The organism is Hydrogenophaga sedimenti, assembly GCF_051857515.1.
Lineage (GTDB): Bacteria > Pseudomonadota > Gammaproteobacteria > Burkholderiales > Burkholderiaceae_C > Hydrogenophaga.
Genome location: NZ_JBPZHA010000012.1, coordinates 31,259 through 57,271, shown reverse-complemented (window position 1 = coordinate 57,271; position 26,013 = coordinate 31,259). Strand labels below are relative to the sequence as shown.

Sequence of the window (26,013 nt, the reverse complement as noted above, 5' to 3'; positions counted from 1 at the left end):
CGACACCCAAACACCACATGAAAACCGCAATCCTCACCGGCATCACCGGCCAAGACGGCGCCTACCTGGCAGAGCTCCTGCTGGGCAAGGGCTACACGGTCTACGGGACATACCGCCGCACCAGCTCGGTCAACTTCTGGCGCATCGAAGAACTGGGCATCCAGAACCACCCCAATCTGCACCTGGTCGAATACGACCTGACCGATCTGGGGTCGAACATTGCCCTGGTGCAGAAGGTCCAGCCCGACGAGATCTACAACCTGGCAGCGCAGAGCTTCGTGGGCGTGAGCTTCGACCAGCCGACCACGACGGCGCAGATCACCGGTGTCGGCGCGCTGAACCTGCTCGAAGCCATCCGTCTGGTCAACCGCAAGATCCGCTTCTACCAGGCCAGCACCTCCGAAATGTTCGGCAAGGTGCAGGCCATTCCGCAGGTCGAAGACACGCCGTTCTATCCGCGCAGCCCGTATGGCGTGGCCAAGCTGTACGCGCACTGGATGACGGTGAACTACCGCGAGAGCTACGACATCTTCGGCAGCAGTGGCATTCTGTTCAACCACGAAAGCCCGCTGCGCGGCCGTGAGTTCGTCACCCGCAAGATCACCGACGCGGTGGCCAAGATCAAGCTGGGCAAGCTCGATGTGCTCGAGCTGGGCAACATCGACGCCAAGCGCGACTGGGGTTTCGCCAAGGAATACGTCGAGGGCATGTGGCGCATGCTGCAGGCCGACCAGCCCGACACCTTCGTGCTGGCCACCAACCGGACCGAAACCGTGCGCGACTTCGTGCGCATGGCCTTCAAGGGGGCCGGTGTCGAGGTCGACTTCCGTGGCCAGGCCGAGAACGAAACCGCGGTCGATGTCGCCACCGGCAAGACGGTGATGCGCGTCAACCCGCGCTTCTACCGCCCGGCGGAAGTGGATCTGCTGATCGGCAATCCCGCGCACGCCAAGGCCAAGCTGGGCTGGGAGCCCAGGACCACGCTGGAGCAGCTGTGCCAGATGATGGTCGAGGCCGACATGCGCCGCAACGAAGCCGGGTTCTCGTTTTGAAGATTCTGCTGACCGGCGCGGACGGCTTCACCGGCCGGGCGTTTGCCCGGTTGGCGCAGGCTGGCGGACATGAGATCGCCGCGCTGGGCTGCGACCTGACCGATGCCGACGCGGTCGCCGCGAAGGTGGACGCGATCCGGCCCGAGGCGGTGGTCCACCTGGCCGCCATCGCCTTTGTGGCGCACCAGGACGCCACGGCCCTGTACGCCGTGAACGTCGTGGGCACCATGAACCTGCTCGATGCCCTGTGCCGCCTGCCGCAGCGGCCCCGGCGGGTGCTGGTCGCCAGCAGTGCCAATGTGTATGGCAACTGCGAGGCCTCTCCGATCGCCGAGTCCACGCCACCCGCGCCGGTGAATCACTACGCGGCCAGCAAGCTGGCCATGGAGCACATGGCGCTGACCTGCGCCGACCGCCTGCCGCTGGTGCTGGCCCGGCCGTTCAACTACACCGGCCTCGGGCAGGCGGGCCATTTTCTGATCCCGAAGCTGGTCGACCACTTCGTGCGGCGCGCACCGCGCATCGAACTGGGCAACCTGCACGTCGAGCGCGAGTACAACGATGTGCGCATGGTCTGCGAGGCCTATCTGCGCCTGCTGGGTGCGGTGGCGGCACCGGCGATCGTCAACGTCTGCACCGGGCAGACCCATTCGATCCGGCAGGTGCTGGATGCCCTGAGCGACCTCACCGGGCACGAGATCGAGGTGGCGGTCAACCCGGCCTTCGTGCGTGCCAACGAGGTGCACCGCCTCTGCGGTGATCCCGCGCGCCTGCAGGCCGCGATCGGTCCCTTGCCTGCTTACTCCCTGAGCGACACCCTGCGCAGCATGCTGGGCGCCGCGTGACCGCGGCAGGCGCATGAGGTCGGCGATCGGGCGGATGGTCTGGGCGCTGCTGGCCCTGGCCGTCGGTGTCTCGCTGCTGTCCACCCGGGTTCCCGACCGGGAATGGCGGCCCTACGGCGACCAGTCGGCGCACCTGCTGGCCACCATGAGCCTGTGGCACGACCACGACCTGCGGTTCGATGCGGTGGACCTGCAGCGGTTCGATGCGCAGTTTCCCAAGGCGGATGGGCCCCGAGGCGCGTACTTCAAGCAGGTGGGCGAGTCGCAGTTCCATTTCGCCAAACCGGTGCTGTACGCGGTGTTCGCTGCGCCGCTCTACGGGCTGTTCGGGACGGCCGGCTTCATCGTCCTGAACCTGCTGGCGCTGGGAGCCCTGGTGTTCGTGACCGTGCGCTGCGCCACGCCGGTGTTTGGTCGGGTTCCGGGGCAGTGGCTGGCCGCTGGCCTGTTCCTGGTGGGGCCGGCGGTGGTCTGGGCCGGGGTCATCCATCCGGACCTGTTCGCCGCGGCCCTGCTGGCGGTGGGCGGCTACCTGGTGTTGCGATCGGGGCCGGCGTGGCGCCTCTGGCTGGGCGGGCTGCTGCTGGGGATGGTCTTCTACGAGCGCCCGCCGCTGATGGCGGTGTATCCGACCCTGCTGATCGTCGCCGGGTCCTTGCTGGGGCGCAGGCTCGGGTGGGTGCTGCTCGGTTCCTTCGTCGGCTGGGCCGGGCCGTCGATGGTCAATCTGCTGCAGGATGCCCATCTGCTGGCCTACCAGGGCAACCGCTTCGGTGTCTGGTCCAGGCCTTTTCCGTTCGAGCCCGGCTGGGTGTTGCCGCAGGGGCGGGACTACAACCACATCTTCGAGCTGCGCCGGCTGTGGATGGCGGTGCAGGCGAACTGGCCGCTGCTGCCGGAAAAGCTGCTGGACTTCCTGGTCGGGCGCGAGACCGGCATCCTGCTGTACTACCCCGTGGCCCTGCTGTTTCTCGTGACAGCGTTGTGGCGAGGTCGTTCGGCGGCGCGCCTGCTGTGCGCGGGGCTCGGGATCTACTGGCTGATCAATACCCTGGCCTTTCCCACCAATGGTTTTGGTGGCGCACAGAGCTACGGCTCGCGCTACCTGCTGCAGGCGATGCCGGTGCTGATCCTGGCGCTGCTGTTCGTGCGGCGCTCCGCCGCGGTCGCTGGCGGGATGTGGCGCCATCTTCCGGTGGCGGGTGCGCTGGGCCTGACCGGCCTGTTCCAGCATGGAACCCTGCCGCCATCGTCGGCGCTGGTGGCCCGGCCCACCATCTTCCTGACACAGGCTCCGGCACAGTGGTTTCCCCTGGAGACCTCGTTGCTGCCGTACATGCCGATCGACCGTCCGGGGTTTGAGTGGCGCCCCGAAGGGTCGGCCACGAGCCTCTATCGGATCGAGGGGTTCGACAACGGGCTGCTGCCGCTGCGGGAGCCCGTGAACCCGGCCCGGATCACGGTGTTCCAGCACGACAGCCGGGATCCGCTGCCCGTGTTGTCGCTGGTGTCCTCGGTCGATGCCGCGGGTGTGCTGACGCAGGCAGGCCGCCCGGTCTGGCAGGGCACTCTTCAGGCAGGGCTGCCGGTACCCATTCCGGTGCCGCAGGCGGCGCTGTCCCGGCAGGCCTTCGACATGATCAGCAACAAGCCCGTGCGCTGGGAGACGTTCGCGCTGGAGGTGCGGACCGCCAGTGCCGGGCCGGTGGCGGTGGCCGAGGTCGGCTTTGCGGCACCGGAAACTTCGGCCCGCACACCATGGGCGCAGGACATCCGGCCGGCCGCGTTCGGAGAGTCCGGCATTGCCACCCGCTTTGGCTGGGCCGCGCTCGAACCCTGGGGCATCTGGACGCTGGGGCACTACGCCGAACTGTCCCTGTCGCCCGCGCCGGCGCAAGTGCCCATGCGCCTGGTGCTGGAGGCCACCGCCTTCGTGCCGCCGGGAGCGCCGGCGCCATCGTTCGAGGTCTCGGTCAACGGCGGGCCTCCCACGTCCTGGCGATTCCCGAACGCCGACCTGCAACGCCTGCGGCTGGCGGTGCCTCCCCTGGGCCCGACCGGGGTCTTGCGGTTGGGCATCACGGTCCGGCAACCGCGGTCCCCGGACGCCTACGGGCTGGGACCCGATGAACGCCCGCTGGGCCTGGGCTTGCGGAGCCTGCGCCTGGAACCCGATACCGGAACACCACCATGAAGCTCAGCTTCGTCGTCCCCGCCCACAACGAAGAAGCCAGCCTGGCGCTGCTGGTGGAGCAGATCCGTGCGGCGGTGCAGGGCTGTGCGGGGGTGTCCTCCTTTGAGGTGCTGCTGGTCGACGATGGCAGCACCGACGGCAGCTGGCGTGTGATCCGGACGCTGGCCCAGGGCGATCCCGCCAGCATCAGGGGCATCCGGCTGCGGCGCAACTTCGGCAAAGCCCAGGCCCTGGCGGCCGGCTTCGAGGCCTGCAGTGGCGATGTGGTGTTCACGCTGGACGCCGACCTGCAGGACGATCCGGGCGAGATCCCCCGGTTTCTGGCCAAGCTGGAGGAGGGCCATGACCTGGTGTCCGGCTGGAAGCAGGACCGCCAGGACCCGGCGTCCCGCCGGCTGCTGTCCGGGGTCTTCAACCGCATCACCGCCCGCCTGACCGGCGTCCGTCTGCACGACTTCAACTGCGGATTCAAGTGCTACCGGCGCGAGGTGGTGGAGTCCCTGTCGCTGTACGGCGAACTGCACCGCTACATCCCGGTGCTCGCCCACGACCTGGGGTTTCGCGTGGCCGAGATTCCGGTGGTGCACCACCCCAGGCGCCACGGCGTGTCCCGCTATGGCTGGGAGCGTTGCGCGCGCGGCCTGCTGGACCTGCTGACCGTGCTGTCGACCACCCGCTGGCTGCACAAGCCGGGTCACCTGTTCGGTGGGCTCGGCCTGCTGCTGGGGCTGGCCGGATCGGCCGTGCTGGCCTATCTCGCCGGGCTCTGGCTGCTCGGTCACGGCCCCATCGGCGGTCGCCCGCTGCTGCTGTTCGGGGTGCTGGCGGTCATCGTCGGCGTGCACCTGCTGTCGCTGGGGATCGTGGTGGAGTTTTTCGTGAAGTTCAACCAGCCGGCGGAGCAGCGCCGCTTCATCGCCGAGCGCGTCGGCGGACCACAGGACCCTGCCGCATGAAAGAAGCCGCCTACCTGCGTTATGTGAATGAGGCCAACGGCTGGCTGCACGAGGGTCGCCGGTCGCTGATCGATCGCCTGCTCGGTTTTCACCTGCCGCTGCTGGACCGCGAGCGCGAGATCCTCGAACTGGGGGCCGGCGTGGGCCAGAACATCCCGACCCTGGCGCGCCACGGTGCGGTCGATGCCCTGGAGATCGATCCGCTGGGCCTGGCGGCACTGCGCCAGCGCGCCGACCTGCGCACCCTGCTGGACCAGCCGATTCCCTGCACCCTGGACCGGCGCTACGACCTGATCTGCGCGTTCGACGTCATCGAGCACCTGGAGGACGACCGCGGCGCGCTGCGCTGGATCGCAGACCACCTGCATCCGGGCGGTCTGTTCCTGGCGACCGTGCCGGCCCACCCCTGGTTTTTCACCCGGCACGATGTGGCGGTCGGGCACTACCGGCGCTACACGGCGGCCTCGTTCCGGTCCATCGTGCCCGACGGGCTCGAATGGCTGTCCGGCAGCCACTTCAACACCCGCCTGTTTCCGGTCGCGGTCGCTGCCCGCGCGCTGTGGGTGGCCAAGCACCGTCTGCTGGGCACGCCGCCCGAGGACAAGCAGGGCGTGCCGGGGCAGGGCATGGCGGGTCGTCTGCTCTCCTCGGTGTTTCTGGACGAGGTGGCCGGTTTCACGCCGCAGACCCGCCGACGTTTCGGCCTGTCCTACTACGCCTGCCTGCGCAAGGCGTCGGCGCCCGGGCAGGGGCCCGGCAAGGCCCCGAACCTATAATCCTCTGTTGCCCTGCGCTCGGGTGCGCAGGACGTTTCCATAGGCTCGACGGCCGGCCCGACAGGGCTTCTGAACACAGGAACGTGGTGATTTCTCATACCGCCTGGTCTGCCCGGGCGCCCGCCAGACAGGCGGACTGGCCGATCGGCGTGCCCGCCGGTCTCCAGGCCATGGTGGCCATCCGCCCCGACCTCATGCATCTCGACCTCGGCCGGGTGCAGGACCGCATCGTCCTGTTCACCTGGTGGGAGCGCCAGCTGCACCAGGAGTACCACCAGATCGAGTGGACCCTGAGCGACGCCGACCGCGAATTTCTGCGCGGCCACGGCGTGTCCCGTTTCGTCGGTGAGGGCGGGCGCGGACTTTCCTATGTACTCAAGGGCAACTGGCCCACCGCCGTGGGGCTGATGCCCGAGTGGCGCGACCAGTACCTGTCGTTCGTGCTGGACGAACGGGCGCTCACCACCGAGCTGCCGCCGCCGCTGCGGCTGATCTGGCACGACCGCCTGGACCTGCAGGGCGCCTATCCCATCGACACGACCGAGGGCCGTTTCGCCCTGCTGGGCTGGTGGCGCAAGTTCGGGCAACAGGAATACACCCGGGTGCGCTGGTCGGTGGACCCGGCCCTGCGCGAGGTGCAGCCGCACGGCGAGGGCCGCTGGCCGGTGCCGAAGTTCCTCTCGCTCATCCTCGGCGGTCGCCGCGACCTTTCGCCCGAGCTGTATGCGCCGGTGTCCGACGGCAACTGGGTCAATGCCCTGCTGTGGTGGCACCTCTACGGCGCTGGCGAGTTCGATATCGACGAATGGGCGCTGGAGCGCCAGGTGGCGCTGCGCCGCCTCATGCAGCGGCGCGTGAGCGCGTTCGAGTCCGACCGGTCGGCCTTCTACCCCTGCGCCGACATCCGGCTGCCGTACCCGCTGTACCTGGTCTGGAGCACGCGCAGCGACCTGCCGACGCTGTTCGACCTCAAGACCCCCGAAGGCTGCCGCAACCTGCTGGCCTGGTGGGAGCAGAACCGGCAGGCCGAGTACGGCAGCTTCCCGCAGCTGTTCGACGATCCGGACCAGGAGCTGCCAGGCATCAACATCCTGGGCTACGCGCAGAGCGTGATCGGCATCGCCGAAGACGTGCGCATGGCCGCGCGTTCGGCCGAGATCGCGGGTGTGCCGTACGGCGTGATCGACGTGCCGATGCCCGGTCCCGCCAAGCTGGACCACACGCTGGACGACCGGCTCACCCAGCGCGCCCGCTGGCCGCTGTCGCTGGTCTGCCTGCCGCCGACGGAAATCATCCGCCTGGGCATGGAGGGCGGGCGCCAGCTGCTCGACGGCGGCAACCACATCGTGGGCGCCTGGCACTGGGAGCTGCCGGTGTGGCCAGAACACCTGATGGGGGTGATCGGTTCGGTGGACGAAATCTGGGTGTTCAGCGAATTCGTGCGGCACGCCTTCGACGGCAAGACCGACAAGCCGGTGCGCAAGATGCCGCTGGCGGTGGAACTGCCGGCACGTCCGGCGCCCGCCCGGGAACGCTTCGGACTGTCCCCGAAACGTTTCCACTTTCTGATCATGTTCGACGGCAATTCCTGGCTGTCGCGCAAGAACCCGATCGCGGCCGTGCGCGCGTTCAAGCAGGCGTTCCCCAGTGATCCGAATGTGGGTCTGGTGATCAAGGCGATCAGCCTGGACCGGCAGTCGGCGGGTTGGCAGGCGGTCGAGCAGGAGCTGCAAGGTGACGACCGCGTGACGGTGATCGACAAGACGCTGGGCCGGGTCGAGCTGGTGCAGCTGATGGCGTCGTGCGACGCCTATGTCTCGCTGCACCGCTCCGAGGGCTTCGGCCGCATCATCGCGGAGTCGATGCTGCTGGGGCTGCCGACCATCACCACCGCCTTCTCGGGCAATGCCGACTTCTGCCGCGAGGACACCAGCTTCCTGGTGCACGGGCCGATGGTGCCGCTGACCGCCGACGATTACATCCTGCACGAGGGCCAGTACTGGTGCGACCCGGACGTGCCGCAGGCCGTGGCGCAGATGCGCCGGGTGGTCGACGACCGCGCGCTGGCGCGGCGCACCGCCAGCCAGGCCCAGCAGCTGATCCAGAACGACTATTCGATCCAGGCAGTGGCCAAGGCCTACGGGCAGCGTCTGCGCGAGCTGCGCGCGGCCGGAACGATCTGAACATCTCGCCAAGAAACACCATGACCACCGACAACGCGACCCCGCCCCTGTTTTCCAAGCCCGAGAAATACCCCTCGGACCCGCAGCTGCTGATCGAGGAGCTCAAGGCGCGCGACGAGCACCTGCTGGACCTGCTCAACGACTACCAGGAGCGCAGCCAGCAGCTGGTGCACGCCTACCAGGCGCTGGCGCGGCAGAACAAGGAAATTCTGGAGCTCAAGGAGCTCGAGAAGGTCTACCAGTCCACCAGCTGGCGCGTCACGGCGCCGATGCGCGCGGTGAGCCAGGCGGTGCAGGACCTGAGCCACTCGATCGGCGTGTTCCGCCAGGGCATGCGGGCGGGCCACGGCTTCGGTCGCGCGCTGGGTGATGCACGGCGAGCCGGCAACCGCCACCAGCCCGCGGCGCCACAGGAAGGCGCGGAGACCTCCTCGCTGGAGCAGCGCAACTACCAGACCTGGGTGCGTCTGTACGACACGCCAGACGCGAAGGCGGTCGAGGTGATGCGCGCCCAGGTGGCGGCCATGCCCCGGCGCCCGCGGGTGTCGGTGGTGATGCCGACCTACAACGCCAACCTCGTCTGGCTGGAAGAGGCGATCGTCTCGGTGCAGAACCAGGTCTACGGCGACTGGGAGCTGTGCATTGCCGACGATGCATCCACCAGTGCCGAGGTGCGCCCCTTCCTCGAAAAGATGGCCGCCGCGGACGCGCGCCTCAAGGTCGTGTTCCGCCCGACCAACGGCCACATCTCGGCCGCGACCAACAGCGCGCTGGAAGTCGCCACCGGCGAATGGATCACCTTCCTCGACCACGACGACCTGCTGCCGCCGCAGGCGCTGTACTACATGGTCAAGGCCGCGATCGAGAACCCTCGGGCGCGGATGATCTACTCGGACGAAGACAAGGTCGACGAGCAGGGCCGCCGCCACGACCCGTACTTCAAGTCCGACTGGAACCCGGACCTGTTCTACGCCCACAACCTGGTGACGCACCTGGCCTTCTACCACCGCGAGGTGATGGACCAGGTGGGCGGTCTGCGCGACGCCTACGCCGGCGCGCAGGACTACGACCTGGTGCTGCGCGTGATCGAGAAGATCTCGGCCGACCAGATCGTGCACGTGCCGTTCCTGCTCTATCACTGGCGCGCCCACGCGGCCAGCACGGCCAAGGCCGACCTGACCATCAAGCCCTACGCCATGCTCGCTGGCGAGCGCGCGCTCAACGACCACTTCCGCCGCATCGGCAACGGCGCGCGCGCCCAGTTCGTGGGCCACGGCTTCCGGGCCCGCTTCCGCCTGCCGGACGAGCCGCCGATGGCCAGCATCATCATCCCGACGCGCAACGCGCTGAAGCTGGTCGAGGTCTGCATCAAGAGCATCCGCGACATGACACGCTACCGCAACTACGAGGTCATCCTCGTGGACAACGGTTCGGACGATCCTGCGGCACTGGCCTACTTTGCCGAGATCAACAAGCTCGACAACATCCGCGTGATCCGCGACGAGCAGCCGTTCTGCTATTCGGCGATCAACAACCGCGCGGCCGAGCAGGCCAAGGGTGAGATCCTGGTCTTCCTCAACAACGACATCGAGGTCATCAACCCCGAGTGGCTGGACGAGCTGATCAGCCACGCCTGCCGTCCGGGCATCGGTGCGGTCGGCGCGCGCCTGATCTACCCCAACGGCACGATCCAGCACGCCGGCATCGTGCTGGGCATCGGCGGCTGGGCCGGCCATGCGCACAAGTCGTTCTCGTCGCTGGCTCACGGCTACGTCGGCCGCCTCACGTTGCAGAACAACTTCAGCGCGGTGACGGGCGCCTGCATGGCGGTCCAGAAGACCTACTTCATGCAGGTCGGTGGCTTCGACGAAGTCAACCTGCGCGTGGCCTGCAACGACGTGGACCTGTGCCTGAAGCTCACCGAGCTGGGCCTGCGCAACCTCTACACGCCGTTCGCCTCGCTGTATCACCACGAGTCGGCCACCCGCGGTTTTGAAGACACGCCCGAGAAGAAGGAGCGTTTCGCGAAGGAAGTGGCCTACATGTGGAAGCGCTGGCCCAAGCTGATGGCCAACGACCCGTACTACAGCCCGAACCTGACGCTGGATGCGGAAGACTTCGGCATCGCCTGGCCACCGCGGACCCGGCACACCTGGGTGTCGGACCCGGCGAGCAGCGCAGCATGAAGAACGGGGCCCGATGGGCCCCGTTTCAGTTCTGCGCCAGGTGTTGCCGGCGGTAGGTGTCGGCCTTGTCCTGGAAGCGCTGGTAGTCGCTGAAGTTGCGGCGCTCGTACAGCATCGGCCCTTCGTGCGGCCGCTCGAACACGCGCGCCGTGCTGACCGGCTGGCGCACCTGGGTGCCGCGGAACAGGTAGTGCAGCACGAAGAACGGACCCAGCCCGACCCAGGTGGTGAGCTGGGATTTGTAGCGGGTCAGGTAGCCGAGGTAGCGCAGTCGCTGCCCGAGGCCGATGCGGTCGTGCTGCACCGGGCCGTTGGGCGCCAGCGGGCTGAGCGTGCGGAACAGGATGCCCGGCAGGTTGCGCCCGTGGTAGTAGGGGAACTGGCGGGCGCGGGGCAGGGCCTGGTGTTCGGCCGCGAGCGCCACGCCCAGCAGGTGCGCCGCGTCGTGGTCCTGGTGGCCGCCTTCCCAGGCCGGCATGTGCAGGCTGGCCAGACCCCCGTTGCGGGCGATCAGCCCGTTCAGCCAGCCGTGCAGGGCCTCCAGGTGCGACATCAGGTCGCCGTCGGGCACCCGCATGTCCGAGCCCACGAAATGGATCGCGTCGCGCGGCACGCCGAGGTCTCCCAGCACCGACAGGCTCTCCGCCGTGCGGCGCAGCTCGGGCTCGCCGCTGCGCGCACCCGAGGTCAGGTAGACCAGGGCCATCGGCTCCCCGGCCTTCAGCAGGCGTTCGATTTCCAGAAGGACCGGAACTTCGTCGTCCTGGTGCGGGAACAGAAAAACGTGCAGGGCCATGTCGGAGCGATCGGGTTCAGGGTTTGCCGAGGACGATCGGGGCGATCTGTTCGGCGTAGTACTTCACCGCCGGAATCGACAGGTGGCCGTAGTCGTAGCTCAGCGGTTCGGTGGACTTGGGCGTCATGCGGGTCAGACAGCCTTCCTGGTTGCAGAAGTAGTCCATGCCCGAAATGAACTCGATGCCCATGGCCTTGGCGCGCTGCCGCATCTCGGCGGTGGTCGTGCGCACCAGCGGATCGAGATATTCGTCGCCCAGCCGCAGCGGAATGGTCTTCTTGTCCTTCCAGACCTTGAGCAGCAGCTGCGGCAGGTCTTCCTTCCAGTACGGCACGGCGCCCAGCAGGATCACGCGCGGCACGCCCGCCTTCTTGATCTCCGCAACCGTCGCTTCCAGGCCGGAAATGTCCGTGTAGCGGCCATGCACCTTGCCTTCGTGCCACCACGCGTAGAGCACCACCACGTCGGGTCTGGTCTCGCGGATCACGCGGATGGTGTCGTCGTTCAGGCTCTTGCACAGCGGGCGTGGTTCGATGCCCAGGATCGGCGGGCAGATCGCACCAGCGCGCTGACCGATACCGAAGTTGTACTTGCCGCTGTCCTGCAGGGCCTTGAAACCCGGGTAGAGCGAACCGGCGTGCGAGTCGCCCCAGAAGAAGATCAGCGGGCGCTTCTTTTCGACGCAGAAGGGCTTGTAGTTGCTGGGCGGCAGGTCGTAGTCCAGCACGCAGTCGCCATCGCGCCAGCCTTCGACGATGGCGGCGCGGCCGCCCTTGGTGGTCAGGTTGGACAGCAGCTCGGGGAAGCGTTCGGGCACGCCATCTTTCTTGAGGATGGCGAAACCCGTCAGACCCGTCATCGCCACGGTGGCGCACAGGACGACGGTCATGAACCGGTGCTTGCGCCACTGGCCGAACCGGATCGGCTTCTCGACCAGCTGGTAGGTCAGCCAGGACAGTGCGACGGCGAGCAACACCCAGCCGATCTGCTCGCGGATGCGGGGCATCGAACCAATGTCGATGTGGGCGTAGGACAGCAGCGGCCAGTGCCAGAGGTAGAGGGGGTAGCTGATCAATCCGATCCAGACCATGGGTTTGCTCGACAGCACAAAACGGTTGAACCAGCCCCGGGGTCCGGCCGCGATCAGCAGGCAGGTGGCCAGGGTACCAACGAAGGCCCATCCGCCCGGGAAGCGCCGCTCCGGGGTCAGTTTGACCAGAACCACCGCCATCAGCAAGGCACCCAGGGTCGATAGCCATTGCGCCCGGGTGGTTGATGTCGGTTCGGTGCTGCCAGGGGCAGGGCGGCTGGCCGCCAGGAAGGCGCCCATCATCATTTCCCAGAAGCGTCCCAGCGGGTTGTAGAAGGCGGCGTTCAGGTCGTGGCGCACCAGCCAGAGATTGAAGCCGAGCGACAGCAGCAGCAGACCCAGGATCCAGATCCGCTTGGCCTGGCCGAAGCGGTGCAATGCGAACAGGATCAGCGGCCAGAAGATGTAGAACTGCTCCTCGATCGCCAGCGACCACAGGTGCAGCAGCGGCTTCTCGACCGCAGAGGCATCGAAGTAACCGGCTTCGGACCAGAACGCGAAGTTGGACAGGAAGAAGCTGCCCGCCACCGTGTGCTTGCCCAGCGCCTGGTATTCGTTGGGCGTCAGTGCATACCAGCCGAAACCGAGCGTGAAGGCCAGCACCAGGAACAGCGCCGGGAAGATCCGCTTGACCCGCCGTGCGTAGAAGTCGGCGAAGCTGAACCGGTCCTTGGCCAGGTTGTCCAGCAGGATCGAGCTGATCAGGTAACCCGAGATGACGAAGAAGATGTCGACGCCAATGAAGCCCCCGTGGATGAACTGCGGGAAGGCGTGGTGAAGCACCACGGCCGACACCGCGATGGCGCGCAGGCCGTCGATGTCGGGGCGGTAGTTGTCCAGATGGGGTGTTGTCGACATGCGTTCAGGCAGACAAAACAAAAGGCCATGCCCGGGACGGGCATGGCGCTGGACCGCCAGCGACGGTCACGCTTCTTTCAGAAGCTGCAGGAGGTACTGGCCATAGCCGTTCTTGGCCAGCGGTCTGGCCAGGGCGTTCAGGCGCTCGGCGTCGATCCACTTGCTGCGGAAGGCGATCTCTTCGGGGCAGGCGACCTTGAGGCCCTGGCGCTTTTCCAGCGTGGCGATGAACTGGCCGGCTTCGAGCAGGCTGTCGTGCGTGCCGGTGTCCAGCCAGGCGTAGCCGCGGCCCATCACCTCGACCTGCAACCTGCCCGCTTCCAGATACAGCCGGTTCAGGTCGGTGATCTCCAGTTCCCCGCGCGGCGAGGGCTTGAGGTCCTTGGCCAGGGCGGCGACCTGGTTGTCGTAGAAGTACAGGCCGGTCACCGCGTAGTTGCTCTTGGGCTGTGCGGGCTTCTCTTCCAGGCTGAGCACCTTGCCATGGGGGTCGAACTCCGCGACGCCATAGCGGTGCGGATCGTTGACGTGGTAGGCGAACACGGTCGCGCCGTCCGGACGGGCCGAGGCATTGCCCAGCAGCGTCGCGAAGTCGTGGCCGTAGAAGATGTTGTCGCCCAGCACCAGCGACGACGGATCGTTGCCGATGAACTGCTCGCCGATGATGAAGGCCTGCGCCAGACCGTCGGGGCTGGGCTGCACCGCGTACTGCAGGTTCAGGCCCCACTGGCTGCCATCGCCCAGCAGCTCGGCAAAGCGCGGCGTGTCCTGCGGCGTCGAGATGATCAGGATGTCCCGGATGCCGGCCAGCATCAGCGTGGTCAGCGGGTAATAGATCATCGGCTTGTCGTACACCGGCATGAGCTGCTTGCTCACGGCCTGGGTCACGGGGTAGAGCCGGGTGCCGGAACCGCCGGCGAGGATGATGCCTTTTCTGTTCATGGCGTTCTCAGGATCTGTTGCAGGACATGTCCCAGGCCTTCCTGCCAGTGCGGCAGCTCAAGCCCGAAGGTGGAGCGAAACAGCGCGGTGTCCAGGCGCGAATTCGCCGGGCGCCGGGCGGCCGTGGGGTACTGGTCGGAGCCGATGGGATGCACCTCGTTGGGCGTGACGCGCAGGGCGTGCCCGGTGCGCAGGGCGTACCCGATCACGAAGCGGGCGTACTCGCACCAGTTGGTCTCGCCGCTGGCCGTCGCGTGGTACAGGCCGTAGGGAAACGGCTCGGTGCCCGGCCGCTGCAGCTGACGCACCAGATGCGCCGTCAGGTCGGCGATCAGCGCGGCCGAGGTGGGCGCGCCCAGCTGGTCGCTGACCACGCGCAGTTCGTCGCGCTCGGCCGCCAGACGCAGCATGGTCTTGGCGAAGTTGCTGCCGTGGGCGCCGACCACCCAGCTGGTGCGCAGGATCAGGTGGCGCGCCGTGGACTGGGCCAGCGCGCGCTCGCCGTCGAGCTTGCTGCGGCCATAGGCCCCCAGGGGGGCCGGGGCATCGCTCTCGACATAGGGTGTGGCCTTGCTGCCATCGAACACGTAGTCGGTGGAGTAGTGGATGACGCTGGCGCCCAGGCGCTCGGCTTCTTCGCCCAGCACACCCGGCGCCACGGCGTTGACCGCCATCGCCTGCTGCGCATCGCTTTCGGCGCGGTCCACCGCGGTGTAGGCGGCGGGGTTGACGATGACCTGCGGCTGCAGCTTGCGCACCAGCGCGCGCAGGGCGTCCGCATCGGCCAGGTTGCAGTCGCCCGAGTCGACCGCGTGCACCTGTCCCAGCGGCGCCAGTGCCCGCTGCAATTCGAATCCGACCTGGCCGTTCCTGCCGGTCAGGAGAATCTTCATGCAAGCGCCCCGTATTGCTGGCCGATCCAGTTGCGGTAGTCGCCGCTTTGCACGCTGGTCACCCAGTCGGCGTTCTCCAGGTACCACTGCACGGTCTTGCGGATGCCTGTGTCGAAGGTCTCGGCCGGCTTCCAGCCCAGCTCGCGGTGGATCTTGGTGGCGTCGATGGCGTAGCGGCGGTCGTGGCCGGGGCGGTCCTTGACGTAGGTGATCTGCGTCTCGTAGCTCTGGCCGTCGGCGCGCGGGCGCAACTCGCCCAGCAGGGCGCAGACGGTCTTGACGATCTCGATGTTGGGCTTCTCGTTCCAGCCGCCCACGTTGTAGGTCTCGCCCACACGGCCGGCTTCAAGCACGCGACGGATCGCGCTGCAGTGGTCCTTGACGAACAGCCAGTCGCGCACCTGCATGCCGTCGCCGTACACCGGCAGCGGCTTGCCGGCCAGGGCGTTGACGATCATCAGCGGGATCAGCTTCTCGGGGAAGTGGTACGGGCCGTAGTTGTTGCTGCAGTTGGTGGTCAGCACCGGCAGGCCGTAGGTGTGGTGGTAGGCGCGCACCAGATGGTCGCTGGCGGCCTTGGAGGCCGAGTACGGGCTGTTGGGGGTGTAGGGCGTGGTCTCGGTGAAGGGTGCGTCCTTCGGGCCCAGCGTGCCGTAGACCTCGTCGGTGGAGACGTGCAGGAAGCGGAACGAATCCTTGGCCTCGCCTTCGAGCGAGCCCCAGTACGCACGCACCGACTCCAGCAGGTGGAAGGTGCCGACCACGTTGGTCTGGATGAAGTCTTCCGGGCCGTGGATGGAACGGTCGACGTGGCTCTCGGCTGCGAAGTTGACCACCGCGCGCGGGCGGTGTTCGGCCAGCAGCCTGTCGACCAGCGCACGGTCGCCGATGTCGCCCTGCACGAACAGGTGCGCCGGATTGCCCTGCAGGCTGGCCAGGTTCTGCAGATTGCCTGCGTAGGTCAGCTTGTCCAGATTGACCACGGGCTCGTCGGACTGGGCCAGCCAGTCAAGCACGAAATTCGCGCCAATGAAGCCCGCGGCGCCGGTAACCAGAATCATCTTTGCTCCTGCTTGGAATGTGGGGGTGCACCCAGGGCGCACCCGCGGTTCAACCCTGATGGTTGCAATGGGTGTTTCAAGGGGAAATGCTCCCGTGCGCCTCGGCGGGCACGGGCGGCAGTCGGCCCAGGTGTTTGAAGAAGTAGCGGGCCATGCTCGCGGCGTGCCATCTCATGTAACGCGGGTTGTGCCGGCTGGCACGCTGGGCTTCGTGCACCACCGTGACCCCCGGGTCGCAGACCACCTTCCAGCCCGCTTTCCACAGCCGGGCGCAGATGTCCACATCCTCGTAGTAGAGGTGGAATTTAGCATCAAAGCCTCCCACATCCCGAAAGGCCTCCGCCCGGAACAGCAGAAACATGCCGGCCGTCCATTCCACCGGTCGGGGCGATGGCTGCGGGGTTGGCGCCAGGTGGTAGCGGCCGTCGTCCAGTCCGGCCAGTTTCAGTCCCAGGTTCCAGGGGGTCGGAAAGCGCCGCGCATTGTCTTCGGGCAGGCCGTCGGGCGACAACACCAGCGGAGCGACCAGCCCGACCCGCGGATCGTCCATGGCGGCCAGCAGGCCGGGAAACGGATTGGATGTCAGCCGGATGTCCGGATTGGCGACGCAGAAGAAGCGCTTCTGGCTGCCCTCGAAGGCGCGGTTGTGGTTGTCGGCGAAACCGGTCGGCGCCGCATTGGCGTGCCGCCGGGCGGGCATTCCGGGGGGCAATGCCAGCGGCGCGTCGGGAATGTTTTCCGTCACCACCAGTTCGTCGACCTCCGGCGTCTGCCGCAGGTCCTGCAGGAACCGGTTGGCCAGCAGGGACTGGCCGTGGCTGACCATGGACAGGCGCAGGCTCATGTCCGGGCTCACAGGCGCCTCAGGATGAGGAAGATCGACCGCTGCATGGGCGGGATCGGCCAGGCCAGCAGCTGGACGCAGCGCAGTGCCATGGTCTGTTTCAGGCCCAGCTGGCGGCGGTAGCGGCGCAGGAAGGCGCCGGCCTGGCGGGCATTGAGGCCGAAGATCTGGCGGTGGCGCTGGTCGAAGAAGCCGGCCAGCCGCTTGAGGAAGCGTTTTTCCCGCGGGTTGTCGTCCTTGGCCTTGGCGCCGATGGCGTTGCGTTCGTGCTGCCGGTAGTCGATCAGGGCGCGGTCCAGGTAGGTCCGGGAGCCCAGCGCGCTGGCCACCAGGGAAAGCCACCAGTCGTGCATGATGGCCTCCGGCGGCACCGGCAGACCGAGTTCAAGCAGTTCGCGGTTCATCAGGCTGGTGCAGCCGGTGAGTGTGTTGCTCAGCGCCTGTGCCGCCAGGCTGGGGCGTCCCACCTGCAGGCCCTGGTAGCGCGCCATCGACGGTGCAATTTCGCGCCCGTCGTCGGCAATCACCCGCAGGTCGCTGTGCACCAGGGCAGGTTGTCCGGGTCGTGCCTGTTCCAGCTGGCGCATGGCGGTCAGGCAGGAACTCAGCTTGTCGGCGTGCCAGAGGTCGTCCTGGTCCGACAGGGCCACGTAGCGCACCGGTCCGGTCCATGGAGCAGGCGCGGCAAAGGCCAGCGCCAGGTCCATCAGGCGCGAGAAGTTGCCGCTGGCGCCCAGGTTGCCCAGGCCGTCTGCCACGAGTTCGATGCGGCCTGGCCAGCGGGCCCGGAGGTCTTCCAGCACGCGGACCGAGTCGTCGGTCGAGCCATCGTCGCGGCACAGCACCAGCGCGTGCACACCGTCCTGGCGCAGGATGGATTCCACCTGCTCGGCCAGATAGGTCGCACCGTTGTAGACCGGCAGCAGCACCAGCACCCATGGCAGGGATGCGTCGGCGGCAGAGGAGGAGGGAGACGGCGGAACGTTCATCGCAAGCGGGCCAGGGCCCTGGCTCACATCCGGTTGAGCGCGAGACCCAGCCAGAAGCTGGCCCGCCCGGCCCGGGTCTGGCGCCACAGGCCGCTGCCGGCACCGGCGCGCAGCCGCGCAGCGACATGCGGCTGGTGGCGCATGTGCTGGTAGTTGCGCAGCAGGCGCGTGGCCTCCGGCGTGAGGTGGTCCCTGATGTCGTTCATCGCGGCTTCGGTCAGGTCGCCCCAGGCGCGGTACTGGCCGCGCAGCAGCATGCGCACGCGCTGCACCTGGTCGCGGGAGCGGCCCTGCGAGCCGATCAGGTTGTGGTCGTGCTGGCGGTACAGCAGGCAGGGCTCCGGATCGAAGTGCATCCAGCCGCCGCAGCCGGTCACGGCCTGGTAGGCCGTCCAGTCGTGCAGCACGGCGTGCGCCGGGTCGATGCGGCGCAGCAGCCGCAGCAGGGCGGTGTTGAACACCATGGTGTTGCCGCTGGCGATGTTCTGCAGCAGCGCATTGCCAAAGCCCAGGGCACGTGCCGGCAGCCGGCTGATGCCGATGGGCTGCAGCTTGTGGTCCACCAGCCGGGTGCGGGCGCCGTACAGGGCGGCCTGGCCGTCGTGCAGCGGTGCTTCCTGCAGCACGGCCACGGCGCGCGCGAGCTTCTCGGGCAGCCAGACATCGTCCTGGTCGCAGAAGGCGAACAGGTCACCTTCCTCAAAGCCGTCGATGGTGTTGATCAGGTGGAAGAAGTTGGCCGTGGAGCGGCGCTTCGGGCCGGCAATCAGCCGCACGCGGTGTTGCGGCTGGCTGGCCACGAAGGCCTGGCAGATCGCGATCGTGGCGTCGTTGGAGCCGTCGTCGCTGATCAGCAGGTTCCAGTCGGGGTGCGTCTGGGCCGCGATCGATGCCAGCTGTTCGCCGATGTAACGCTCACCCCGGTAGCTGGCCAGCAGGACATGCACCGTGGGCAGGCGACCCGATCGAACCGTCATCGCGCGGTGCTTTCAGAGGTCTTTGGTGAACAGGTCGCGCGAGTACTGCGGCTTGCCGTAGTGGTCCAGCTCGGGCGACTTGCGGTTGGTCACCACCAGGTCGACGCTGTTCATGAACGCGTCCAGATCCTTGACCACGGGCGAGCCGTAGAACTCGTCGCCATCGATCAGCGGTTCGTAGATCACCGTCTTCACGCCCTTGGCCTTGATGCGCTTGAGCACGCCCTGGATGCTGGACAGGCGGATGTTGTCCGAACCGGTCTTCATGATCAGGCGGTAGAAGCCGACGGTCTTCGCGCCCTGGCGCAGGATGTCGTCGGCGATGAAGTCCTTGCGCGTCGAGTTCGACTGCACGATCGCGTGGATCAGGTTCTGCGGCACATCCTGGTAGTTGGCCAGCATCTGCTTGGTGTCCTTGGGCAGGCAGTAGCCGCCATAGCCGAAGGACGGGTTGTTGTAGTGGCTGCCGATGCGCGGGTCCAGACCCACGCCTTCGATGATCTGGCGGGTGTCCAGATGGTGGGCGGCGGCGTAGGTGTCCAGCTCGTTGAAGAACGCGACGCGCATCGCGAGGTAGGTGTTGGAGAACAGCTTGACCGCTTCGGCTTCGGTCGAGTCGACGAACAGCGTCGGGATGTCCTTCTTGCGTGCGCCTTCGGCCAGCAGGCCGGCGAACACGCGGGCGCGCTCCGAGCGCTCGCCGACGATGATGCGCGAGGGGTGCAGGTTGTCGTAGAGCGCCTTGCCTTCGCGCAGGAATTCGGGCGAGAACAGCAGGTTGGGGCTGCCGGTGTCCTGGCGGACCTTGGCGGTGTAGCCCACCGGCACGGTCGACTTGATGACCATCACCGCCTTGGGATTGATCTGCATCACGTCGCGGATCACGGCCTCGACCGACTTCGTGTTGAAGTAGTTGGTCTCGGGGTCGTAGTCGGTGGGGGTGGCGACGATGACGAAGTCCGCGCCTTCGTAGGCATCGTGCTTGTCCAGCGTCGCGCGCAGGTTCAGCGGCTGGTTGGCCAGGAAATCCTCGATTTCCTCATCGACGATCGGGCTCTTGCGAGCATTGATCAGGGCCACCTTCTCGGGGAGGATGTCCAGGGCGACGACTTCGTGGTGCTGGGACAGCAGCACGGCGTTGGACAGACCGACATAGCCGGTGCCAGCAACCGCAATCTTCATGAAAAACCCTTATTCGCGCGAGGTAAAACCCGAGGATTTTGCCACAAGGCCCCTGGCGGACCCGTCAGGAACCACTCAGGAAAGCAGACCCAGTGCAAAGGGCAGGCTCAGCATGCCGGCCAGCGTCGACAGTGTCACCAGCCCGGCGACGTAGGGGCCGTCGTAACCCATGCGGGCGGCCAGCACGTAGCAGCTGGAGGCGGTGGGCACGGCAGAGAACATCAGGAGGATGAGCGTCTGGGCCGGGTCCAGCCGGAACAGGTGGGCCACGCCGAAGGCCAGCAGCGGCATGCCCAGGTGCTTGGCCGTCAGCACCGCCAGCCCCAGGGTCTTGGCCTTGGACAGGGTGCCCAGCTGCATGCCGGCCCCGGCGGCCATCAGGCCCAGCGCCAGCGAAGCCTGGCCGATGCGGTTGACGGTCGGCTCCAGCCAGACCGGGATGTGAAAGCCCAGCAGGTTCGCCACCAGGCCGCCGACCGTAGCCAGGATCAGCGGGTTGCGCAGCAGTTCGCGGGCAAAGCCGCGCTTGGCGTGGCGCGCCATCGGCCAGACCGCACCGACGTTGAACAGCGGCACGCAGCAGCCGATCAGCACCGCGATCATCAGCAGACCTTGCGGGCCGGCCAGCTTGTCGGCCAGCGCCAGGGCAATGAAGGAGTTGAACCGGAACCCGACCTGCGCGCTGGCCGCATGCAGCCGCACATCCAGCCGGCGCCCCAGCCAGGGCCAGTGCGGCAGCGAGTACGACAGGGCAATGCCCGCCACGCCCAGGGTCAGGCCGGCGGCCATCAGGCTGGACGCCGCATGCAGGTCCAGCGGGCTCTTCACGATCGAGTGAAACAGCAGCACCGGGAACAGGAAGAAATACACCAGGCTTTCCAGCGGCTCCCAGACCGATCGGTTCAGGGCCGTGAAGCGGCAAACCAGGTAGCCGCAGAGGATCAGCGAGAAGTCGGGAAAGAGCAGTTGGGCGAAGTTCACGCGGGCAGCATAGCGCGGCCGGCATGTCCCTTCCCGGGGTTTGTACTTATGTAGTCTCCCGCTGTTCAAGCCGGCGGGTGCTCTCTACATTCGCGGCGAGGTGGGCAGGGGTAACATGCCTGTTGCTATCGTTTTGTTGACCACACAAGGAGTGATTGCCATGGTTGATCGCCGTCGTCTGTTTGCACTGGGTCTGGCTGCCGCGTCGCTGGGCGCCGCAGGGCCGTTGTGGGCGCAGGCCTACCCGAACAAGGTCATCCGTCTGCAGGTGCCGTTCGCGCCGGGTGGCACGACCGACATCATTGCGCGCGTGATGTCCGAGCCGCTGGGCAAGACCCTGGGGCAGGGCGTGGTGGTGGAAAACAAGGCCGGCGGCGGCGGCGTGGTTGGCGCGACCGAGCTGGCGCGCACCGCGCCCGACGGCTACGTGATCGGCATGGCGACGGTCTCGACCACGGCCGCGAACCCGGCGATCAACCCCAAGATCCCGTACAACACGCTCACCGATTTCACGCCGATCATCAACATCGCCGCCACGCCCAACGTGATCGCGGTGCACCCCAGCTTCCCGGCCAAGGACTACAAGGGCTTCATTGCAGAAATCAAGAAGAACCCGGGCAAGTACAGCTACTCCAGTTCCGGCACCGGCGGCATCGGCCACCTGCAGACCGAGCTGTTCAAGAGCCTGACCGGCACCTTCATCACCCACATTCCCTACCGCGGCGCCGGCCCGGCGCTGAACGACACCGTCGGCGGCCAGGTGCCGATCATTTTCGACAACCTGCCTTCGGCACTGCCGCACATCAAGGCCGGCCGCCTGATCGCCATCGTGGTGGCCGCGCCCCAGCGCCTGCCGGTGCTGCCCGACGTGCCGACCTTCAAGGAAGTGGGTCTGGAGCCGGTCAACCGCATGGCCTACTACGGCTTCATCGGCCCCAAGGGCATGCCCAAGGACGTGGTCGACAAGATCTACAACGCGACCAAGACGGCGCTCGCTGACCCGGCCGTGCGCAAGCGCATCGAAGACACCGGCTCGCTGATCGTCGCCAACACGCCCGAGCAGTTCACGACCCAGATCAAGGCCGAATTCGAGGTCTACAAGGACGTGGTCACCAAGCAGAAGCTCTCGCTGGAGTGATGGACGCGGCGGCGCTCGCGCGCAGCGAGGACAGCGCGGGCGCCTTCGTCGATGCCCTCTGGCTGGAAGAAGGGCTCTCGCGCAACACGCTCGACGCCTACCGGCGCGATCTGGTGCTGTTCGGGCAATGGCTGGCGGAAAACGGTGCACGTTCGCTGCTGCAGGCCGACGAAACGGCCATCCACGGCTACTTCGCCAGCCGCCATGCCCAGACCCGCGCCACCACCGCCAACCGGCGCCTGACGGTGTTCAAGCGCTACTTCCGATGGGCGCTGCGCGAGCGCCTGATCGACGCCGACCCGACCCTGCGCCTGCTGGCCGCGCGCCAGCCGATGCGGGTGCCCAAGACGCTGTCCGAAGCCCAGGTTGAGGCCTTGCTCAACGCGCCCGACACGTCCACCCCGCTGGGCATCCGCGACCGCGCGATGCTGGAACTGATGTACGCCAGCGGCCTGCGAGTGAGCGAACTGGTGAACCTGCGCACCTTTCACGTCGGCCACCAGGAGCATGTGCTGCGCGTGACCGGCAAGGGCAACAAGGAACGGCTGGTGCCTTTCGGCCAGATCGCGGGCGACTGGTTGCGGCGTTACCTCAAGGATGCCCGGCCCGAGATCCTCGGCGCGCACGCCAGCGAGGACCTGTTCGTGACCGCGCGCGGCCCCAAGGCGGGCGAGGCCATGAGCCGGGTGATGTTCTGGAACCTGGTCAAGCGCTATGCGCTGGCCGCCGGCATCACCTCGCCGCTGTCGCCGCACACGCTGCGCCACGCCTTCGCGACCCATCTGCTGAACCATGGCGCCGACCTGCGCGCGGTGCAGATGCTGCTGGGGCACGCCGACATCTCGACCACCACCATCTACACCCACGTCGCGCGCGAGCGGCTTAAAAGCATCGTGGCGCAGCACCATCCGCGCGGCTGACCGCGATGGCCCGGGGGGTATAAAGCGTCATGGACCCGCTCTTTCAGTCATCCGTCGCCCAGGCCGCCCTGATCGCTGCCGCGGGTGCCCTCGCGTTCTGGCTCAAGGACGTGCCGGGCCTGCTGGTGTCCTGGGGCAAGCGCTTCTTCATCTCGACCCTCAGCATCGATTCGCGCGACGAGTTCCTGTTCTCGGCGCTGGTCGAATACATGGACGCCCACCCTTCGCTGCGCCAGGTCAACCAGTTCACCGCGCGCAGCGTGCGCCAGGGCACGGCCTACCAGAGCCTGGAAGAAGACCTGCGCGCCGGCCAGGCCCCGCGCGCCTATCTCTCGCCCGGTGAAGGCCTGCACATCCTCTGGATCGATGGCCGGCTGGTCTGGATCCGGCGCGATCTGCAGGTGACACAGAGCGTGTTCGAGCGCATCAGCCTGTCGCACTTCGGCCGCTCGGGCGACTGGCTGGCCGCATTCCTGCAACGCGCGATCCAGGCGCGCGCCAACCGCGAGAGCGACACGCTCTCGGTCTACATCCCCAACCCGTTCCACGGCGGCGACTGGATGCGCGCACGTCTGGGCTCGCGCCGGCCGCTGTCGTCCGTCGTGCTCAAGGCCGGGCAGGCCGAGGCCCTGCTGGGGGACCTGCAACGCTTCTACGGCGCGCACGAGCGCTACGCCGAGTTGGGCATTCCCTGGCGGCGTGGTTATCTGCTGTACGGCCCGCCGGGCACCGGCAAGACCTCGCTGGTCACGGCGCTGGCGTCCGAGTTGCACCTGAATGTGTGCACGCTCAGCCTGGCCTCGCCCATCGTGACGGACGAGAAGATCCACACCCTGCTGGCGGCCGTGCCGCAGCGTTCGCTGCTGCTGATCGAGGACGTCGACGCCTTCTTCCGCCAGCGCGACGCGGCGCATGCGCAGGTCAGGCTGTCGTTCTCGGGCTTCCTCAACGCGCTGGACGGCGTGGCCACGCAGGAAGGCAATGTGCTGTTCATGACCACCAACCACGCCGACCGGCTGGACGAGGCGCTGATCCGCGCCGGCCGCATCGACGAGCGCGTGGAGCTGGGCCTGTGCGACGAAGAACAGTTGCGGCGCCTGTATCTGAAGTTCGACCCGGACGAAGCCGCTTCCATGGCGTTTGCTGCCGAGTTCGCGCCACTGGGCCTGTCGCCGGCCAATGTCCAGGGTCAGCTCATGCGCCGCTTCGGCGCGGTCCGTCGAACAGACTGACCCAGCGCGGGCTGGCTCAGGACGGTGACTTGATCGCCAGTTCGACCAGCAGCCCTTGTTCGGTCACGCTGATGCGCCCGGGGCGCAGCCCCAGCAGGTCGGCCATCGCCGTCTCGCGCGGCTGCAACTGGTAGAGCACGACCTCGCGCAAGGCCTGCTCGGCCAGTGCGGGCGCGTAGGTGTTGAGCATGTCCAGCGCCTCCGCCGGCAGGCCGGGAAAGCGGAAGCGGTAGACCTTGAGCTGGTGGGCGCGCAGCGAGCGGTCGCTGTGTTCGTAGCGCAGCCCGAAGTCGACAGTGAAGCTGCCCTGTTGCGTGCGCGCCAGCGCCGGGCCGGCCGCGGTCACGGGCATCTGTGCCCGCATGCGGTTCTGCTCGGGCAGCAGGCCCAGGTGCGGCGCGGACAGATCGAGGTTGACCAGTCCGGCCACCGGGTAGCGCAACGGAAAGCGTTTGGCCACTTCCGCCTGCAGCAGGTCCAGCGGCACGGTGAAACGCGGCAGCGCGGCCGTTGTGCCGTTTTCGGCGGGCGCTGCCGGTGTTGCGGCCGTTTGGGCGGAGGCCACGCCCGCGCCCAACAGCAGGCCGGAGCAGACAAGGTGCCGCCGTTGCATGCCGTGGGCTTACTTGTAGAACACCTCGACCCGGCCCTTGAGCTGGATCAGCACCGGCTGTCCACGGCGGTCGACGGTCTTGGCCGACTGGACCTTGATCCAGCCTTCGCTGATGCAGTACTCGGCGACGTCGAAGCGTTCCTTGTCGTTGTAGCGGATGCCGATCTCGTGCTCGAACACGGCACGGACATGGAAGGGGCTGCGCGGGTCGATGGCCAGCCGGTCGGGCAGGGCGGGTTTGGAGGTGGTGTCGTTCATGCCTCTATTGTCTCCGCCTCAGGGCCGGTAGACCGAGCAGGTCTTGCGCACATTGGGTGTCGGGTCGCCGCCGAAGCTGCGGGTGTCGCAGGCCAGTCCGTCGCGGGCCGGCATGACGCGGTAGAGCCCGTTGGCGCCGAAGCGCACGTGCGCCGGGCCGCGGAAGCGGCAATCCTGCGTCTCGCGCGCGCATTCGGTCCAGAAGCGGTCGTCCAGCGGCGGGATCTCGTCGGCGTCGGGCTGGCGGGACACGGCCCGGTTCACCGGCACGGTGTTGGCCTCGCAGGTTTTTTGTACACCCTGCTGGGGGTCGCCGAACAGGTGGCCATCGCAGCGCACGGTGCCGCTCACCTGCCGGTAGTGGTAGTTGCCGGGCACGCCGTAGCGGATCACCGTCGGCATGGACGTGGTGCAGGTCTTGCCCTCGTCGGCGCAGTAGGCCCAGCGGTTGGCGGGACGGCCGAAGTCGGGCCGGTCGCCGCCGGCAACGGCGACGCCGCCCGGAAGGTTGTCGTCAGGGCGGCCGCCATAGCCCGGACGGTCGGGCTCGTTGCGGACCTGGCACTTCTTGCGCACGCCGTACACCGGGTCGCCGAACTCGTCGATGCTGCATTCGATCTGGCCGACCTCGCGGCGGAAGTTGTAGGCGCCTTCGGCCCCGAAGCGCACCACGCGCGCGCCGCGGAAGCGGCAGACCTCGCCTTCGCGTGCGCAATCTTCCCAGCCGCGCTCGCGGTCTTCGCGGTCGGGGCGCGGCAGGCTGCGGTCCCAGCCCAGGCGGTATTCGCAGTACTTGGCCTGCCGGCGCGACGGGTCGCCGAACACGCTGGTGTCGCATTCGATGCGGCCGTCGACGTTCTTCACGGCGAACTGGTTGTTGGCGCCGAACCGGACCTGCGCCAGGCCAGGCACGAAGCAGGTCTGTCCTTCGCGGGCGCAGGGCACCCACTCGGCTGCATCGTTGTCGCGGGCGCTGGCCGAGGTCAGCGCGAGGGCGCCGAGCAGCAGCGAGAAAAGGCGGATCTGGGTGCGCATGTAAAACCTCCG

The 26,013-nt window shown here is 67.5% G+C and carries 23 protein-coding genes; 10 read left to right on the top strand and 13 right to left on the bottom strand.

What is annotated here, in order from left to right; all coding sequences use genetic code 11:
- The first annotated feature begins 17 nt into the window (after positions 1-17).
- The 7 genes from gmd to ACS5NL_RS18440 all read left to right on the top strand — a co-directional run bounded on the left by gmd (position 18) and on the right by ACS5NL_RS18440 (position 10,192).
- Entirely contained in the window at positions 18-1,052 is a 1,035-nt protein-coding gene (gmd, locus tag ACS5NL_RS18470) for a GDP-mannose 4,6-dehydratase (RefSeq protein ID WP_439355425.1), read from the top strand.
- The gene (locus ACS5NL_RS18465; RefSeq protein ID WP_439355423.1) at positions 1,049-1,897 is read left to right on the top strand and encodes a GDP-mannose 4,6-dehydratase; all 849 of its coding nucleotides are present in this window, start codon (positions 1,049-1,051) and stop codon (positions 1,895-1,897) included. The genes gmd and ACS5NL_RS18465 overlap by 4 nt, the downstream gene beginning before the upstream one ends.
- Positions 1,898-1,910: 13 nt before the next feature.
- Positions 1,911-4,091, top strand: a complete 2,181-nt coding sequence (locus tag ACS5NL_RS18460) for a hypothetical protein (RefSeq protein ID WP_439355422.1) — start codon at positions 1,911-1,913, stop codon at positions 4,089-4,091.
- Positions 4,088-5,047 carry a glycosyltransferase family 2 protein gene (locus tag ACS5NL_RS18455; RefSeq protein ID WP_439355421.1) on the top strand — a complete coding sequence of 320 codons (960 nt, stop codon included), beginning with the start codon at positions 4,088-4,090 and terminating at the stop codon, positions 5,045-5,047. The genes ACS5NL_RS18460 and ACS5NL_RS18455 overlap by 4 nt, the downstream gene beginning before the upstream one ends.
- The gene (locus ACS5NL_RS18450; RefSeq protein WP_439355420.1) at positions 5,044-5,823 is read left to right on the top strand and encodes a class I SAM-dependent methyltransferase; all 780 of its coding nucleotides are present in this window, start codon (positions 5,044-5,046) and stop codon (positions 5,821-5,823) included. Before ACS5NL_RS18455 ends, ACS5NL_RS18450 begins: the two co-directional genes overlap by 4 nt.
- An 86-nt stretch (positions 5,824-5,909) precedes the next feature.
- On the top strand, positions 5,910-8,006 hold the full coding sequence (locus tag ACS5NL_RS18445) for a glycosyltransferase family 4 protein (protein WP_439355419.1): 2,097 nt from the start codon (positions 5,910-5,912) through the stop codon (positions 8,004-8,006).
- Between the two features lie 20 nt (positions 8,007-8,026).
- A complete protein-coding gene (locus ACS5NL_RS18440) occupies positions 8,027-10,192 on the top strand; it encodes a glycosyltransferase family 2 protein (RefSeq protein ID WP_439355418.1) in 2,166 nt (721 codons plus the stop codon).
- Positions 10,193-10,217: 25 nt separating this feature from the next.
- Here ACS5NL_RS18440 and ACS5NL_RS18435 read toward each other — a convergent pair whose 3' ends face one another.
- The 10 genes from ACS5NL_RS18435 to ACS5NL_RS18390 all read right to left on the bottom strand — a co-directional run bounded on the left by ACS5NL_RS18435 (position 10,218) and on the right by ACS5NL_RS18390 (position 20,805).
- Positions 10,218-10,988, bottom strand: a complete 771-nt coding sequence (locus tag ACS5NL_RS18435) for a PIG-L deacetylase family protein (protein WP_439355417.1) — start codon at positions 10,986-10,988, stop codon at positions 10,218-10,220.
- Positions 10,989-11,004: 16 nt separating this feature from the next.
- A complete protein-coding gene (locus tag ACS5NL_RS18430) occupies positions 11,005-12,936 on the bottom strand; it encodes an acyltransferase family protein (protein ID WP_439355416.1) in 1,932 nt (643 codons plus the stop codon).
- A 66-nt stretch (positions 12,937-13,002) separates the two neighbouring features.
- Complete coding sequence (gene rfbA, locus ACS5NL_RS18425) at positions 13,003-13,878, bottom strand: glucose-1-phosphate thymidylyltransferase RfbA (RefSeq protein ID WP_439355415.1); 876 nt, start codon at positions 13,876-13,878, stop codon at positions 13,003-13,005.
- Positions 13,875-14,771, bottom strand: a complete 897-nt coding sequence (rfbD, locus tag ACS5NL_RS18420; protein ID WP_439355414.1) for a dTDP-4-dehydrorhamnose reductase — start codon at positions 14,769-14,771, stop codon at positions 13,875-13,877. The genes rfbA and rfbD overlap by 4 nt, the downstream gene beginning before the upstream one ends.
- Complete coding sequence (rfbB, locus tag ACS5NL_RS18415; RefSeq protein ID WP_439355413.1) at positions 14,768-15,832, bottom strand: dTDP-glucose 4,6-dehydratase; 1,065 nt, start codon at positions 15,830-15,832, stop codon at positions 14,768-14,770. The genes rfbD and rfbB overlap by 4 nt, the downstream gene beginning before the upstream one ends.
- Positions 15,833-15,908: 76 nt before the next feature.
- Entirely contained in the window at positions 15,909-16,676 is a 768-nt protein-coding gene (locus ACS5NL_RS18410) for a glycosyltransferase family 2 protein (RefSeq protein ID WP_439355412.1), read from the bottom strand.
- An 8-nt stretch (positions 16,677-16,684) separates the two neighbouring features.
- The gene (locus ACS5NL_RS18405; protein WP_439355411.1) at positions 16,685-17,665 is read right to left on the bottom strand and encodes a glycosyltransferase family 2 protein; all 981 of its coding nucleotides are present in this window, start codon (positions 17,663-17,665) and stop codon (positions 16,685-16,687) included.
- Positions 17,666-17,688: 23 nt separating this feature from the next.
- A complete protein-coding gene (locus tag ACS5NL_RS18400; RefSeq protein ID WP_439355410.1) occupies positions 17,689-18,642 on the bottom strand; it encodes a glycosyltransferase family 2 protein in 954 nt (317 codons plus the stop codon).
- 12 nt (positions 18,643-18,654) lie between these two features.
- The gene (locus ACS5NL_RS18395) at positions 18,655-19,824 is read right to left on the bottom strand and encodes a nucleotide sugar dehydrogenase (RefSeq protein ID WP_439355409.1); all 1,170 of its coding nucleotides are present in this window, start codon (positions 19,822-19,824) and stop codon (positions 18,655-18,657) included.
- Between the two features lie 75 nt (positions 19,825-19,899).
- Positions 19,900-20,805, bottom strand: coding sequence for an AEC family transporter (locus ACS5NL_RS18390; protein ID WP_439355408.1), 906 nt, complete (start codon positions 20,803-20,805; stop codon positions 19,900-19,902).
- A gap of 160 nt (positions 20,806-20,965) precedes the next feature.
- Here ACS5NL_RS18390 and ACS5NL_RS18385 point away from each other — a divergent pair, with 160 nt between their 5' ends.
- From ACS5NL_RS18385 to ACS5NL_RS18375, 3 genes are read left to right on the top strand one after another with little or no spacing between them, the layout of a single operon-like run.
- Positions 20,966-21,943 carry a tripartite tricarboxylate transporter substrate binding protein BugE gene (locus ACS5NL_RS18385; protein WP_439355407.1) on the top strand — a complete coding sequence of 326 codons (978 nt, stop codon included), beginning with the start codon at positions 20,966-20,968 and terminating at the stop codon, positions 21,941-21,943.
- Complete coding sequence (gene xerD / locus ACS5NL_RS18380) at positions 21,943-22,863, top strand: site-specific tyrosine recombinase XerD (RefSeq protein WP_439355406.1); 921 nt, start codon at positions 21,943-21,945, stop codon at positions 22,861-22,863. Before ACS5NL_RS18385 ends, xerD begins: the two co-directional genes overlap by 1 nt.
- Positions 22,864-22,892: 29 nt before the next feature.
- Positions 22,893-24,095, top strand: a complete 1,203-nt coding sequence (locus ACS5NL_RS18375; RefSeq protein WP_439355405.1) for an AAA family ATPase — start codon at positions 22,893-22,895, stop codon at positions 24,093-24,095.
- A 16-nt stretch (positions 24,096-24,111) separates the two neighbouring features.
- Here the strand turns inward: ACS5NL_RS18375 and ACS5NL_RS18370 are convergent, their stop codons facing one another.
- Genes ACS5NL_RS18370 through ACS5NL_RS18360 form a run of 3 tightly spaced genes read right to left on the bottom strand, consistent with a single transcriptional unit; the run spans position 24,112 to position 26,001 of the window.
- Entirely contained in the window at positions 24,112-24,660 is a 549-nt protein-coding gene (locus tag ACS5NL_RS18370; protein WP_439355404.1) for a DUF1439 domain-containing protein, read from the bottom strand.
- A 57-nt stretch (positions 24,661-24,717) separates the two neighbouring features.
- The gene (locus ACS5NL_RS18365; RefSeq protein WP_439355403.1) at positions 24,718-24,966 is read right to left on the bottom strand and encodes a DUF3297 family protein; all 249 of its coding nucleotides are present in this window, start codon (positions 24,964-24,966) and stop codon (positions 24,718-24,720) included.
- An 18-nt stretch (positions 24,967-24,984) separates the two neighbouring features.
- Complete coding sequence (locus tag ACS5NL_RS18360; protein ID WP_439355401.1) at positions 24,985-26,001, bottom strand: hypothetical protein; 1,017 nt, start codon at positions 25,999-26,001, stop codon at positions 24,985-24,987.
- Positions 26,002-26,013 lie beyond the last annotated feature (12 nt).

Bases quoted from the DNA above. Each gene is read 5' to 3' on its own strand.
- ACS5NL_RS18365 (WP_439355403.1), bottom strand. From the start codon at position 24,966: ATGAACGACACCACCTCCAAACCCGCCCTGCCCGACCGGCTGGCCATC.
- gmd (WP_439355425.1), top strand. From the start codon at position 18: ATGAAAACCGCAATCCTCACCGGCATCACCGGCCAAGACGGCGCCTAC.
- ACS5NL_RS18450 (WP_439355420.1), top strand. From the start codon at position 5,044: ATGAAAGAAGCCGCCTACCTGCGTTATGTGAATGAGGCCAACGGCTGG.
- rfbB (WP_439355413.1), bottom strand. From the start codon at position 15,832: ATGATTCTGGTTACCGGCGCCGCGGGCTTCATTGGCGCGAATTTCGTG.
- ACS5NL_RS18430 (WP_439355416.1), bottom strand. From the start codon at position 12,936: ATGTCGACAACACCCCATCTGGACAACTACCGCCCCGACATCGACGGC.
- ACS5NL_RS18375 (WP_439355405.1), top strand. From the start codon at position 22,893: ATGGACCCGCTCTTTCAGTCATCCGTCGCCCAGGCCGCCCTGATCGCT.
- xerD (WP_439355406.1), top strand. From the start codon at position 21,943: ATGGACGCGGCGGCGCTCGCGCGCAGCGAGGACAGCGCGGGCGCCTTC.
- ACS5NL_RS18410 (WP_439355412.1), bottom strand. From the start codon at position 16,676: ATGAGCCTGCGCCTGTCCATGGTCAGCCACGGCCAGTCCCTGCTGGCC.
- ACS5NL_RS18400 (WP_439355410.1), bottom strand. From the start codon at position 18,642: ATGACGGTTCGATCGGGTCGCCTGCCCACGGTGCATGTCCTGCTGGCC.
- ACS5NL_RS18395 (WP_439355409.1), bottom strand. From the start codon at position 19,824: ATGAAGATTGCGGTTGCTGGCACCGGCTATGTCGGTCTGTCCAACGCC.
- ACS5NL_RS18360 (WP_439355401.1), bottom strand. From the start codon at position 26,001: ATGCGCACCCAGATCCGCCTTTTCTCGCTGCTGCTCGGCGCCCTCGCG.
- ACS5NL_RS18405 (WP_439355411.1), bottom strand. From the start codon at position 17,665: ATGAACGTTCCGCCGTCTCCCTCCTCCTCTGCCGCCGACGCATCCCTG.
- rfbA (WP_439355415.1), bottom strand. From the start codon at position 13,878: ATGAACAGAAAAGGCATCATCCTCGCCGGCGGTTCCGGCACCCGGCTC.
- rfbD (WP_439355414.1), bottom strand. From the start codon at position 14,771: ATGAAGATTCTCCTGACCGGCAGGAACGGCCAGGTCGGATTCGAATTG.
- ACS5NL_RS18435 (WP_439355417.1), bottom strand. From the start codon at position 10,988: ATGGCCCTGCACGTTTTTCTGTTCCCGCACCAGGACGACGAAGTTCCG.
- ACS5NL_RS18455 (WP_439355421.1), top strand. From the start codon at position 4,088: ATGAAGCTCAGCTTCGTCGTCCCCGCCCACAACGAAGAAGCCAGCCTG.
- ACS5NL_RS18385 (WP_439355407.1), top strand. From the start codon at position 20,966: ATGGTTGATCGCCGTCGTCTGTTTGCACTGGGTCTGGCTGCCGCGTCG.
- ACS5NL_RS18440 (WP_439355418.1), top strand. From the start codon at position 8,027: ATGACCACCGACAACGCGACCCCGCCCCTGTTTTCCAAGCCCGAGAAA.
- ACS5NL_RS18460 (WP_439355422.1), top strand. From the start codon at position 1,911: ATGAGGTCGGCGATCGGGCGGATGGTCTGGGCGCTGCTGGCCCTGGCC.